Raw genomic sequence first — 13,592 nt, forward strand, 5'->3', positions numbered from 1 at the left:
ACAGCAAAATGAAAACGACAAAAGCTATCATACCCGCCGTGGCCATGACCCTGCTCGTGGCTGGCTGCAACTTCCTGGACAAGGCTCCCACCATGGTCACTACTGGAAGCTACTATACAACAGAGAGTGATGCCGAGTCGGCACTTAATGGCGTATATGCCATTCTCACCCAGTCTTCGTTCTATGGAGCAGACTATTTTTATCTCACTGGAGGCGACGATTTGGAGTTCTATGGGGGTCAGGGGCGTTCGCCCGCCGACCGTGGACTCTGCTGTAATAACGCCACCACCAGCGATCCGGCTGTCACAGGATATTGGTACAGTCTCTACTCCGGCATCAACCGTGCCAACATGCTGCTTGAAAATATAGATCACATCTCTGATATTGGCACTGCCAACAAGAAGCAATGGACGGCTGAGGCCCGCTTTCTGCGAGCGTTCTATTATTTCAATCTCGTGCAAGGATGGGGCGATGTGCCTTTTACCACGTCGTCCACCAAGACCGTGAAAGGGCTGAGCATTCCACGTACCGACAAGGAAACCATCTATGACTTTATCGTCAAGGAGATGGACGAAAGCGCAAATGATCTGCTCTCGGCCTCTACGCTGAACTATCGTCCGGGCCGTGTGTCGAAATCGGCAGCTTGGGGAATATTGGCGCGTGTGCTAATGTTTCGCGCCGGAGAGCATTATCGTGACGGAAAGTCTGCCGACAACAGTGAGATTCTGAAATATTTCCGGCAGGCTGGCGAGTATGCACAGAAGGTCATGGGAGAGAACCACGGTCTGGCCACACACTATTGGGATTACTTCATCGACCTTTGCAAGAGCCAGTATAACAGCAAGGGCAACGAGAGCATCTGGGAGGCAGAGTTTGCCGGCAACTATACCACCGACACCCGCAATGAGGGGCGCGTGGGCAACATTATAGGTATTCAGGGCCCCGACCTTTCGTCTACGACACTTACTGGACAGGCTGATCCAGGCTATGGCTACTCTTTCTTCTGGAGCACCCCCAAACTCTATGAGCTCTATGAGAAGAATGCCGACATCAATCGTATGAACTGGAACATCGCTCCTTTCACCTATACACAGTCTGTAGCCGGCAAGGGCGTGGACGGTCGTGTCTTTGAGAAAGGCAAGCTCGCCGAGGTGCAGCAGCAGTATTGGGACGAGTCTTATCAGTATGGGCTCACTACTCCCAAGGACAAAAAAGGCGACCGCGAGAAAGAAAAGACCGATGATGACAAGGGATTGAGCTGTGGCAAGTACCGCCGAGAGTATGAGGCCGACAAGAAAAGCAAGAACTTCACGGCTATCAATTTCCCGATTTTGCGCTATGCCGATGTGCTGCTCATGGTAGCCGAGTGCGAGAACGAGACCCACGATGTGCCCACCTCTCTGGCTTATCAATGTATCAATGCCGTGCGCCGCCGTGCTGGAATAGCAGAATTGTCGGGGCTCGACAAAGCAGCTTTCCGGCAGGCAGTGAAAGACGAGCGCGCCATGGAACTCTGTTTCGAGATGATCCGGCACTTTGACCTCATTCGCTGGGGTGAGTTTAAGGAACGTATGAACGAGCTGGCACCACGCGCCCAGGCCGGTACCAGCTGGAAACTTGGGCCATCTAATGTCTATACCTATTTTCAGGTGTCGGACACTTACAATTATTTCCCTATTCCAGCAAACGAAATTGCTGTGAACAAGAGCATCACCAAGAATAATCCGGGCTGGTAAACTCTGGTCAGCCCATAACCAATGACCATCAAAATGAAAACAATCAATATACTGGCTGCCGCCCTGTTCCTTGCCGGTCTTACAGCATGTGAGGGCGAATTGCAGGAGAGTGTAGCCCTGAACGTTGTGCCCCAGGTTGCCGATGGCATCTCTATGGACAAGGACACCCTTGTTGTTCGGACGGGGGTACCTGTCACTTTCAACATGACCGGCAATCCGGACTTTATCACTTTCTACAGCGGAGAGCCCGGACACAAGTACGATTTCAGAGAGCGCACCCAGGTTGCACCGGAGGACATTCTCTCGTCTTCACTCATCTTTTCTGTCGGTGAACAGTATGGCAACGCACAGACTGGCAAGAATCTGATAGCCATGTTCGTGTCCGACTCGTTCGACGGCCTGTCGAAAAAAGACTTCGAGGCAGATTCTGTCAAGGTGGAGACGCATAAGTGGACTCCTTTGGTAGAGCAGGATCAATTGCCCCAAGCTCCAGGCAAGGCGCAAGCCTACACCGTGGACATGATGCCGTATCTCGGCAGACAGATTACTTTCTCTATCAGGTATCGGGGGACAGACAACAGTGCTGCTCAACCTCGCGTCAACTTCTCGGGTATGAAAATCGAGAACAAGATGAAAGATGGAACCACGACGATATTGTATGCCAGCGATTTCGGCCTCACTGCCCTCAACATGCTTCACAAGCATCTCTTGGCAGACCAGAAAGGACTCTCCGGCAATCGCGCCTATGGAACGGTGACCAACAACGTCAGTGGAGTATGGAATATCAAGGATGCCGGCAAGGGCAACTTCTATATCCATAGCAGTCAGTCCAAGGCGGCACTGAAGTACGCATGGCTTGTCACCAATCCCATCACGGTGAATGCTTGTTCGCCTGATGCGGGCTACAATATCAAGAATACGACCTCTGCGCTTTCTACCTATACCCATACTTATTCCAAAGCAGGGCTTTATAAGGCTACATTCCTCGCAGTCAATGGCAACTACAAGCGTGTGGAGCAGGTAATCAAGGAGGTTTATGTCAGGGTGAAGTAAACGAAAAACATCTGCAAAATGAAAGATAAACTCTTGTTTCTTGTCTGTCTGCTCTTCTGTGGCTCAATGGCGTATGCTCAAATTGTCGATGACGATCGCATGTTTTCTTTTGAGCGTGCTGCCAAGCAGGAGATGTCTTTCCTGCACGATGCAACGGGTAGGCTGTCTGTTTCTGATGCCCACTTCAAGAATGGTTCGCACAGTCTCTGTTGGGACTATCAGGGGCAGGGTGTGCTGAGTCTCAAAAAAAAACTTCGCTTTGAGGCTAAGGATGCAACGGGCCGTGACAACTACCTCTCAGCTTTCATCGTGTGGGTCTACAACGAGAAACCTCAGGCCGACAGTATCGTCTTCCGATTTCTCAAGGACGGTAGAACATGTTGCTCTTTTCCAATGTATGTCAACTTTAAGGGTTGGCGTGGTGTGTGGGTATGCTATGAGCGCGACATGCAAGGACACCCCGTCGAGGGCATGAACGAAATGCGCATTCAGGCTCCGTCGATCAAGGGCCGTATCTTCTTTGACCATCTCATCACGGCCGTCAAGGTGGACGCGCGTCAGCAGACGCCCGATTGCCAAGTGCCTTTTGTCAACAAGAAGAATACGAACCACTGGTTGCAGGTCTACAACAATTCCATGCTGAAACCTGACATCGCTCTCACTCCGCTAACCGCCCAGGAGCGTCAGGAGATGAAAGCCATCGAAGGACGTTACCGTGACCTCATCTTTGCTCCGGGCAAACTTTATAATAAGGTGAAGCAGGAACTCCATAGCGACTTTGCCAAGTACGACATCAAGGAGAAGGGAGGCAATGTCATGGGAAAGGGCATTTGGTTCGTAAGGCATGCAGAGGCCTATGAGCGTATGGTAACGCCTTGGGATAAGGAGCTCCTCACGCGTACAGGCTTTGAGATGGGCGCTTATTTTACCTTGATGAAGAAAATTGCCATTGCCTACAACAAGGCAGACAATGATGACGACCGCGAAGATATGGCCGATATGTTTCTAAAGATGTACGACCATATCACTGATCAAGGCGTGGCCTATGGCAGCTGTTGGGGAAATATCCATCATTACGGCTATAGTCTTCGTGATATGTATCCCGCTTATTTCCTCATGAAAGATGTGCTGCGCAAGGCGGGCAAGCTTGCCGAGGCAGAGCGTACCATGATTTGGTACGCTCAGACCAATGAGGTGTATATACGTCCGGTCATTAATGGCATGGACATGGACACTTTCAACACAGCTGCTTCGGGCTGTATGGCCAGCATCCTGCTCATGGAAGATTCGCCAGAGAAAGTGCAGTATCTGCGCTCTATGGCCCGATGGCTTGACTGGGGTGCGCGTCCTGCCCAAGGTCTCATGGATTCCTTCAAAAGTGACGGCAGTGCCTATCATCACTGCAACAACTATCCAGCTTATGCGGTGGGGGGGCTTAATGGTGTCACGCAGATGATCTATATGCTCAGCGGTACCTCTTTTGCTGTGGGCCAGCTGGCTCACGAGACGGTGAAGAAAGCCTTGCTCGCCATGCGCTTTTATTGTAATCGCAATCACTTCCCCCTCTCTATGTCGGGTCGTCATCCAGACGGCATGGGCCATCTCACCCCGGTGCATTATGCCTTGATGGCGTTTTCCGGAACTCCCGACAAGAAGAGCACCATCGATCCTGAAATGGGGGCAGCTTTCATACGGCTCATGCCGGAACCCAAGTCGGCCCTTGAAAGGAAGTTTTTCTCTCGACTTCAAGGAATGGGCATCAAAGCAGAGATCGACCCCGAAGGGAATATGGCCTTGGGCTATGCGTGTGTGGGTGTGCAACGCCGGCAGAATTGGGCGGCTGTGGTGCGTGGGCATTCGCGCTATCTCTGGGCCGCCGAGCATTATGTAGGTGAAAATCTCTATGGCCGATACATGGCGCACGGTTGTCTGCAGATTCTCACGGCACCTCTGGGGCAGACGGTTACGCCGCTCACCAGCGGATGGCAGGAACCGGGCTTCGACTGGAACCGCATTCCTGGCACTACCACAATCCATCTGCCTTATGAAGATTTGAAAGCCAAGATTCGTAATATTGATATTTCGGCTGGTGTCGAAGAGATGTTGCTCTCCGACGAGTCGTTTGCCGGCGGCCTCTCACAGGTCGGACAGAATGGAAACTTTGCCATGAAACTGCACGAGCACGACAAGTACAATGGCTCTTTGCATGCCCGTAAGTCGTGGCATGCTGTTGACGGACTCATAGTCTGTCTCGGTTCCAATATCTGCGATACGGTGAAGACACATCCCACAGAGACTACCGTATTCCAGCTTACTGTAGATGGAAGTGAGGCCCACAACTTCTGGGATGCCGCTCCTCGGGAAGGACATGTGTGGATGGATCCTGCAGGAACTGGTTATTATACGCCTGGCAATCCCGTTTTTGATAAGGCTTATCCTCAGCATTCGGTCGATCAAGGTACAGGACAGCCCACACAGGCCGACTGGGTGTCTCTTACTTATAACCATGGCATGGCCCCCCATGATGCCGGCTACGAATATGCTGTGATGCCGCAGACCACCAAAGAAGACATGCAGGCCTTTGCTGCGCAGCCTACCTACGAGGTGCTCCAATGCGACAGCATGGCCCATGTAGTCAGGTTCAAAGGACAGAATACAGTTTCCTATGTCCTCTTCGAGACTCCGCGGACACTCCTTCCCGGCAGCATTCTTGCCAAGGCTGATACCTCATGTTTGGTCATGGTGAAACAGTTCAGCCGCACCCAGGTCCTGCTCACCGTGGCCCAACCCGACCTGGCTCTCTATCGTGGCAAGAGCGATGATGCCTATGACCGTCAGGGTCGCCGCAAGGAACTTTCGGTTTATGGCCGTAAGTGGCGGGACGATCCCAGTCTTGACATTCCCGTGAGCATAACCCTTCTGGGTAGCTGGGCGGTAAACACACCAGGTGTGTGTACAGAGGTGAGTCGAGACAAAAAGACCACCGTGCTGCGCTTCCTCTGCTCCGAGGGCAAGAGCTATGATGTGGCCCTGCAAGCTCGGAAAGACTGATGCTTGTTCCTTAATGGTTCCGACCATTCCATACAACCACTTGAAACCAATATGATAAATTCATGAAACGGAAACTATTTACCTTTGCGGTGGCATTTGCGCTTGCCGTTGTCTGCATTGCACAGCGTCAGCTTCCCTCGTTTGTTCGACAAGATATTACTTTTGCTGATAAGCAGTATTCGCTGATGGAGCGGCAAATCGCGCGGACGGGAAAGCTACAGCTACCCAAAACCTTTGATAACGGTAAGGTCACATATATTCCCATAGACGACTGGTGCTCGGGCTTCTATCCCGGAAGCCTCTGGTATCTTCAGCAACTTACAGGTAAGAAAGACTGGGGAGAGCGTGCAATGAGATATACCGAGATGCTCGACTCCGTACAGTATCTCAAGTGGCATCATGATGTAGGCTTCATGATTGGAAGCAGTTATCTCAACGGTTATCGCCTCTGTGCCCATAAAGAATATGTTCCCGTCATTGTGCAGACAGCCAGGTCTCTGGCCACTCGCTTCCATCCCGGTGCTGGGATCATCCAATCGTGGAATACGGATCGGGGATGGCAGTCACAGCGTGGCTGGACATGTCCCGTTATTATTGACAACATGCTCAACTTGGAGTTACTCTTTGAGGCCACACGCCTCTCTGGAGATTCCACGTTCCATAAGATAGCGGTGAGCCATGCCAATGCCACATTGGCCCATCACTTTCGTCCCAATGGAAGCTGCTATCATGTGGTAGACTATGAACCCGTCACGGGCAAAGTGCTCCGTCGGCAGACAGCCCAGGGGTATGACGATGAGAGTGCCTGGGCGCGTGGACAGGCTTGGACCATTTACGGTTACACCGTGTGTTATCGCTATACACATGACCGTCGTTATCTCGAGAGGGCTGAGAATACGTTGCACTTTATCCTCACAAATAAGAATATGCCGCGTGACTTGGTACCCTACTGGGACTATGATGCTCCAAAAATTCCCTATGAGCCGCGCGATGTCTCTTCTGCTGCCTGTGTAGCATCGGCACTCGTGGAACTCGACAGCTATCTGCCAGGGCGTGGTTACCGCCAGCTGGCTATCAAGATGCTGCGCTTTCTTTCTACCTCTGCCTATCGCGCCAAGCTTGGAGAGAATGGTTGTTTCCTGCTCATGCACTCTGTGGGTAGTATTCCTCACAATAACGAGATTGACGTGCCCTTGAATTACGCCGACTATTATTTTCTCGAAGCTCTCTATCGGCTTCGTAGCACCAAGTAAAAGCAACGCTGGAACACATGGATAAACTATATGCACTTCTTATCAGTCCTTTGGCTGTCTGCCCGCAGACGGTGGGGGCACAGGACGCATCAGACGTTGTGGCCGACCGTCCCAATGTGATTTACGTGTTTCCCGACCAGTTTCGTAATGCCGCCCTTGGTTTCTGGAACGAACCTGGTTATCGTGAGCAGGTGAACTTCAGAGGGGATCCGACTGTAACTCCAAATATCAACCGTTTTGCCCGTGAGTCGAGGGTCATGAGGTCGGTCATGAGTAATTTCCCGTTGAGCAGTCCTCACCGTGGCAGTTTGCTTACGGGCATGTATCCCAACAAGAGTGGTGTGCCAGAGAACTGTAATTCCAGTCGTCCTTTCAGTTATATCCGCGAGGGAGCCACCACTGTGAGCGATGTGTTTGCTGCGGCTGGCTACGATTGTGGATACATTGGGAAACTGCATGCTGACGTACCGCAGCGGAACGACCCTGACCGCCCCGGCCATTATGTAGAAGACGGAGTGTTGGTCTGGGATGCTTTCACGCCGGTGCAACGACGCCATCATTTTAATTTCTGGTACAGTTACGGTACTTTCGACGAACACAAGAACCCCCATTATTGGGATACCGAGGGCCGCAAGCACGAACCACACGAGTGGTCGCCGATGCATGAGGCCAAGGTGGCAGCTGCTTACATACGCAATAAGCATGGGGTGAGAGACCCGCACAAGCCTTTCTTTCTCATGGTGGGCATGAATCCGCCCCATAGCCCTTACCGCAGCAGCGAAGACTGTATGCCCGAAGATTATGCCCTTTATGCCGACAAGCCTTTGGATAGTCTGCTCGTCAGGCCCAATGTCAACCGCGCATTGGCCAAGGCCCCGTCCGTGCGTTACTATTTTGCTTCTGTTACGGGGGTTGACCGCGCTTTTGGACAGATACTCCAAGCTGTCAAGGAACAGGGAATTGAGCGGAACACCATTGTCGTGTTTGCCTCAGACCATGGTGAGACCATGTGTAGCCAGAATACCGACGATCCCAAGAACTCGCCCTATACGGAATCGATGAATATTCCGTTCATCGTGCGCTGGCCGGGGCATGTACCTGTGGGTATAGACAGTGTTCTCATGTCTACGCCCGATATTATGCCTACATTGCTCAGTATGGCAGGACTGAAGCATTGTATCCCCAGTTTGTGGCAGGGGCGTGACTACGCTACGCTCTTCCTCGATCCCTCTTCCAAGGTGCCTCGTCCTGATGCCGCACTCTACTTCCAAAATCTTGATGGTGAAAAGGATGCACAAGGAATAGTGAAAGATTATTTCCCAGCTGCCCGTGGCATCAAGACAGCCCGTTATACCTTGGCACTCTATATAGACCGGCGTGGAAGGCTCAAGCGCACGCTTTTCTTCGATGACCAGGCCGATCCGTACCAGATGCACAATCTCAATCCCCGTATGTATCAGAAGCCTTATCGACAGCTTGTCGGTAAGATGATGTCTATGCTGCGCGATATAGACGACCCGTGGAGCCACATGCAACTCAAGGGAATTGACCTGGGAAGAGAAAAGCAGGAGGACAATCAGTAAATCTATTATTCAACAACAATAAAACATTGATAGCGATGAAACACTTTATTAAATTTGTAACTTCACTGTGCGTAGCACTTGCCATGGCAACCGGCACCAATGCACAGGACACAAAGACATGGGACTTTACAAAGATTAGCACTGTGGACAGTGAGGCTATAGAGGCCAATATCAAGGACTCCGGCAAAGATTGGGAAGAGAAAGATGGCGTGTGGTTCTGTAAAACAGCCATCGGTCAGAACAGCAAGAACAATGTAGCCGTGTCTTATGCAGATATTTATAAGGAGACTGCAACCAAACCACTCTACAGCAATCCGGCAGTCAAACCCAGACAGGAGGCAGAATATACCAAAGGACTGCATTTTGGCATTTGGATAAATGGCGACGAGACGACGCCAGCCCCAACCAAAGCCATTTACAAGAATCTGAAAATACAGCACGACAAAAATACGAGACTCCTGCTGAATGCCAAGAATATTATTATTGTGATTCCTGCGCTGAAGAAAGGCTATACCCTCGAAGTGACTATGGCAGGAAATTCTGATAAAGAGCCCCACACGCTTGAAGCCATGAACGTGACTTCCCAGTTCAAGCCCCAAGAACAGAACTTCAACATGAAGTTCCTGCGTCGGACCAAGGTGAAAGGCGATGGAAATGTGGTGCTGCGTTCTACCGATGGAGGAATCTACGTCTATGACATCACCGTTAAAGACGAGCAAGGCCAGGTGCTGACCAAGGAACAGATTGGGGCAGTTCATACGGCTGTCTCTACGGTTAAGGCTCATGCAGAGACTACTGACCGGAATGTCTATACTCTCGAGGGCAAGTGTATGGGTGCCCATCTTGATGCCTTGCCGCATGGCATATATGTGGTGAATGGAAAGAAAGTAGCCAAGTGAAGGTTCCCAACTGACAAGCTAAACAGTAAGAGTTTCTTAGTATGAACAGGTATAAGAAGGTGGCTGCCTCCATGGTTGCCGCTATATTCCTCCTTAGTCCAATCTCGATACAGGCCGGAGTGTGGGAGGATTATGTGGGCAAATCACCCAACAATGTGTTGCCCGACTTTTCGTATGCGGGTTATCATCATGGGGAGGAGGCACCTGCCGATGTCTATTCATTGGGTTACACCATCATCAATGTGAAAGACTATATGGCAGCCAATGGACTGACGGCCCGTCAGGCACTCATGAATATAGCCGCCAAATATAAGAATAGGGAGAAGGCCAAGGTTATAATTTACTTCCCCGAGGGTGATTATGTGCTGCATACTAAGGATGACAATATAAACGGGAAGTCGTTTTGCATTAATATCTTGGCCGGACATATCGTATTGAAAGGCGATGGGGTAGGCAAGACGAGGCTTATCATGCAGGACCCCAACCTGCCCAACAATCCCAATACGCTTTACAGTTCGCCCGCAATGATACAGTTGCGCAACAACGGAGAGGCCGCTCCGAAGTATTCCACCAAAGTGATGGCTGATGCAGATAAGGGCGGCATGAGTGTAGAGGTGGAGAATGCTTCGATGTACAAGGCGGGAGATTGGGTCTGCCTGAAGGTCGTCAATGCCGACCGAAATTTCATTGCAGAAGAGTTGGGCCGGCCGGCCGACAAGGCAATGACCAATCTTGTCAAGGTAGGCGTGCAGGTCTACGATGCCCATCAAATCAAGTCGGTCAGCGGCAATACAGTTACTTTCTACGAGCCGTTGCTCCATCGGGTGGAAAGCAAGTACAATTGGACGCTCGACTGGTTCAAGCATTTTGAGGAGGTAGGTGTGGAAGACTTGACTTTCGTGGGAAACTGTGTACCCGACTTTAAGCATCACCGCACATGGCAGGACGATGGTGCCTACAAGCCCATCCAGTATGTGCGCATGGTGAACTCTTGGATGCGCCGTGTCTCTTTTGAGAGTGTGAGCGAGGCTTGTACTTTCGATGGCTGTGCCAGTGTTTCGGCTACCGAGATAGAGATTATAGGCAATCGCGGTCATTCTGCCATACGTCTACAGAAGACCACCCGAGGCTTCATAGGCAATGTCTACGACCACACCCGGGGGCCGCTTACCGACGATCGGTCACAGATACTCGAGGATATGGGGCAATTTCATGCCTGTGGTGTATCGAAACAGAGCTTGGGTTGTGTGGTCTACAAGGTGAAGTGGGGCAGAGACGCTTGTTTTGAATCACATGCCACACAGCCGCGTGCCACGCTTATTGATGCCTGCTACGGAGGTTTCATGATGTATAGGATGGGTGGCGACCAGTCGCAGTTGCCCAATCATCTCGATGATTTGGTCATTTGGAACTTTGACTGCAAGGGAACCTCGCTGCAGACCAAGAAAGCAGGTCGGTTTATCTGGTGGACGGATCCTGGAAAATCGGGATGGATGTGTTTCATGCCGCCTGTGATGGTGGGCTTCCATGGCAACGTCGCAGACTTGCATTTCAATAGTGACGAGATAAAAAGGAATGAAGGCTACGGACTGGCCGAGGCTGCACACCCCTCGTTGTATCGTGCCCAAATACAGGAGCGGCTGCACAAGATCCCCGATTGGCTTGACGAATTGGATTGTGTGGACCTGACCACAGGCTTGGGGAGAGGAACCGTTAGGACTCCACAACCTGCAGATGGCAGGATTTACAATCTTGAGGGACAGTGCGTGGGTACTGACCTGGATACTTTGCCACACGGCATCTACATCGTCTGTGGCAAGAAAGTGATGAGATAAACAAACTGCCTGTTTATATATTCCTGGCTGGAGAGTAGCCTGATTGTAGCCGTCGCTTTTTTGCCGATGGCGGTGGTCAAGCATTCTCCAGCCCTTTTGCGTATGTATAGAGTCTTTTGTAGAAAGGGTGTCGGGTGAGTGTGGGCGCATTGCCGAGGATGATGAGCTTCATGCGTGCTCGGGTGATGGCTACATTCATACGGCGCAGGTCGCGCAGAAAGCCTATTTGTCCTTGGTCGTTGGCACGCACCATAGAGACAAGGATGATGTCGCGTTCCTGCCCTTGGAACCCGTCGACGGTGTTTATGGAAATGAGATGACGGTAGGGCTTGAAGAACTCGCGTCGCTTGATGAGTTGCCTCAGATATTGTACTTGAGCACGGTAGGGCGAGATGACACCCACGTCAATGCGCTCGTCAAGGATGCGTTGGCGGCCAATCTTGACGAAATAATCCTGCAAGGCGTCCAGCGTGAGGAAAGCCTCGCCACGGTTCACTCGGCCATAACTCTCGCCCACGAACTGCTCACTAAAGTCAGAAGCCTTCCCCAACCCTTCCGGTAGGAGAGAGTCGCCAATGTTCTTATGGGGGACTTGTTCCCCCTCCCCTGCCGGGGAGAGTTGTGGAGGGGCCGTGTCTATCCAGGTGAACGGATTCTCCAGGTCGAGTATTCCACGGTGTTTCGCTTGCGGAGCAGTCTCCACCCGACCGCCGTAGAACCATTCTGAAGAGAAGTGCATGATTTCTTCCCTCATGCGATACTGTACCTGCAACAAAGTGACACACTCGGGCTTCTGCTCAACAATGCGCTCCATGAGCGTTTTGCCCAGCCCTGCTTTCATGGCGGCGATACTCTTCACGGTGGGCGGAAGCTGACAGTGGTCACCTGCCAATACAACGCGTGAGACCCGACGGATGGGAATCCAGCAGGCTGCCTCAAGGGCTTGGGCGGCCTCGTCGATGAAGAGCGTGGAGAATTTCTGCCCCTCAAGCAGACGGCTGTCGGCCCCTACGAGGGTGGAAGCTATGACGCGTGCCTCGCCGAAGAGCTCGGCATTGATGCGTATTTCCAGTTCGGCGGCCCTCGATTTCAACCGTTCCATCTTCTGGTGGTAGCTCTCGTCGCGTCCCTTACGTTTCTTGCGTAGTTCGCGTATGGCTTTTCGGATGGCCCACAGCTGTGGGTAGTCAGGATGTGCCTCAAAGCGGCGCTCGTAGGTGAATCCCAGCATTTTGTCGTTCACGCGGGTGGGATTGCCGATGCGCAGCACGTTGATGCCTCGGTCAACAAGTTTTTCCGAAATCCAGTCTACGGCCATGTTGCTCTGTGCGCACACCAGTACCTGACTCTCGCGCATGAGTGTTTCATTGATGGCTTCGACCAATGTGGTGGTCTTGCCGGTTCCCGGCGGCCCGTGCACCACCTCCACATCCTTGGCCCGCAACACTTCGTTGACGGCCCTTTCCTGGGTGACATTAAGCCAAGGGAAACTCATGGGTGCAAATGTGAATCGCTGGGCCGGTATGTGGGAATAGAACAGATCACGCAGGTAGGCCATACGATTGCCCTTGGCTTTGATGACCCGGTCAAGGGCGGAGAACATGGCACGATAGCTGGTCTCGTCGAACGACAGTTGCACGCCAAGGGGCATCGTGGCCGAGGTTACGTCGCTGACGCGCCCCTCAGGCAGGGTCACCACCATGCGGTCACCATCCACATAGGAGACAGTGCCACCACAAAGCAGCTTCACCGATGCGGGCAAGTTGGCGGACGCAGGGGTCGAAGGCTTGTCCGCATCCTGCTTGGCACTGTTCGAGGAGGCATTGGGGGAGAGGGCAAAAAGCATGATTTGTTTGCCGAACTCGAAATTGTGCTCAATGTCCTGGTCGGCTGTTCGGAAGATTTCGAGGGAGAGCTGGTTGAGCGAGTTGTAAAAAGTGTTGCCCGTCCGAATCGGATACCACGCGTCTCCACGTTTCACCTGTCGGCCTATGCCGCGGGCTTCGGTCTGCTGGCGAAATGCTTCTTTCTCGGTCTGGTATTCCTGTTGCAGCAACAGGCGTTGTCGCTGTAGGGCTTGTATGGGAGACTCCTGTGTCATAACTGCGCGCAAATGTAGAAATAATCGTAGAATTGTGCAAGGATGCAGGCCCAAAAGTTTCCCGTTTTTATTTTCTTAAAT

8 protein-coding genes are annotated in these 13,592 nt (G+C 51.9%); 7 read left to right on the forward strand and 1 reads right to left on the reverse strand.

Annotation, left to right across the window (positions count from 1 at the left end; genetic code table 11):
- Positions 1 to 8: 8 nt before the first annotated feature.
- From L888_RS0112380 to L888_RS0112410, 7 genes are all read left to right on the forward strand, one after another.
- Positions 9 to 1,736 carry a RagB/SusD family nutrient uptake outer membrane protein gene (locus tag L888_RS0112380; protein WP_027953115.1) on the forward strand — a complete coding sequence of 576 codons (1,728 nt, stop codon included), beginning with the start codon at positions 9 to 11 and terminating at the stop codon, positions 1,734 to 1,736.
- 33 nt (positions 1,737 to 1,769) lie between these two features.
- Positions 1,770 to 2,789: a DUF5017 domain-containing protein gene (locus L888_RS0112385; protein ID WP_245594889.1), complete on the forward strand. Its 1,020-nt coding sequence runs from the start codon at positions 1,770 to 1,772 to the stop codon at positions 2,787 to 2,789.
- Positions 2,790 to 2,807: 18 nt separating this feature from the next.
- Positions 2,808 to 5,840: a chondroitinase family polysaccharide lyase gene (locus L888_RS0112390; protein WP_027953117.1), complete on the forward strand. Its 3,033-nt coding sequence runs from the start codon at positions 2,808 to 2,810 to the stop codon at positions 5,838 to 5,840.
- Positions 5,841 to 5,902: 62 nt separating this feature from the next.
- On the forward strand, positions 5,903 to 7,093 hold the full coding sequence (locus L888_RS0112395) for a glycoside hydrolase family 88 protein (RefSeq protein ID WP_027953118.1): 1,191 nt from the start codon (positions 5,903 to 5,905) through the stop codon (positions 7,091 to 7,093).
- Between the two features lie 17 nt (positions 7,094 to 7,110).
- The gene (locus L888_RS0112400) at positions 7,111 to 8,676 is read left to right on the forward strand and encodes a sulfatase family protein (protein WP_027953119.1); all 1,566 of its coding nucleotides are present in this window, start codon (positions 7,111 to 7,113) and stop codon (positions 8,674 to 8,676) included.
- A gap of 35 nt (positions 8,677 to 8,711) precedes the next feature.
- Positions 8,712 to 9,575 (forward strand): hypothetical protein, encoded by an 864-nt coding sequence (locus tag L888_RS0112405; protein ID WP_027953120.1) that lies wholly within the window; start codon positions 8,712 to 8,714, stop codon positions 9,573 to 9,575.
- A gap of 41 nt (positions 9,576 to 9,616) precedes the next feature.
- Positions 9,617 to 11,410 carry a DUF4955 domain-containing protein gene (locus L888_RS0112410; protein WP_027953121.1) on the forward strand — a complete coding sequence of 598 codons (1,794 nt, stop codon included), beginning with the start codon at positions 9,617 to 9,619 and terminating at the stop codon, positions 11,408 to 11,410.
- Between the two features lie 76 nt (positions 11,411 to 11,486).
- On the opposite strand, the gene L888_RS0112415 is transcribed toward L888_RS0112410, so the two are convergent.
- Positions 11,487 to 13,511 carry an AAA domain-containing protein gene (locus L888_RS0112415; protein ID WP_027953122.1) on the reverse strand — a complete coding sequence of 675 codons (2,025 nt, stop codon included), beginning with the start codon at positions 13,509 to 13,511 and terminating at the stop codon, positions 11,487 to 11,489.
- Positions 13,512 to 13,592 lie beyond the last annotated feature (81 nt).

It is taken from the genome of Hallella seregens ATCC 51272 (assembly GCF_000518545.1).
In the GTDB taxonomy this organism is placed as follows: Bacteria; Bacteroidota; Bacteroidia; order Bacteroidales; family Bacteroidaceae; genus Prevotella; species Prevotella seregens.

Excerpts from the sequence above, each read along its gene's own strand:
- L888_RS0112405 (WP_027953120.1), top strand. The coding sequence starts at position 8,712 with ATGAAACACTTTATTAAATTTGTAACTTCACTGTGCGTAGCACTTGCC.
- L888_RS0112395 (WP_027953118.1), top strand. The coding sequence starts at position 5,903 with ATGAAACGGAAACTATTTACCTTTGCGGTGGCATTTGCGCTTGCCGTT.
- L888_RS0112410 (WP_027953121.1), top strand. The coding sequence starts at position 9,617 with ATGAACAGGTATAAGAAGGTGGCTGCCTCCATGGTTGCCGCTATATTC.
- L888_RS0112380 (WP_027953115.1), top strand. The coding sequence starts at position 9 with ATGAAAACGACAAAAGCTATCATACCCGCCGTGGCCATGACCCTGCTC.
- L888_RS0112400 (WP_027953119.1), top strand. The coding sequence starts at position 7,111 with ATGGATAAACTATATGCACTTCTTATCAGTCCTTTGGCTGTCTGCCCG.
- L888_RS0112385 (WP_245594889.1), top strand. The coding sequence starts at position 1,770 with ATGAAAACAATCAATATACTGGCTGCCGCCCTGTTCCTTGCCGGTCTT.
- L888_RS0112415 (WP_027953122.1), bottom strand. The coding sequence starts at position 13,511 with ATGACACAGGAGTCTCCCATACAAGCCCTACAGCGACAACGCCTGTTG.
- L888_RS0112390 (WP_027953117.1), top strand. The coding sequence starts at position 2,808 with ATGAAAGATAAACTCTTGTTTCTTGTCTGTCTGCTCTTCTGTGGCTCA.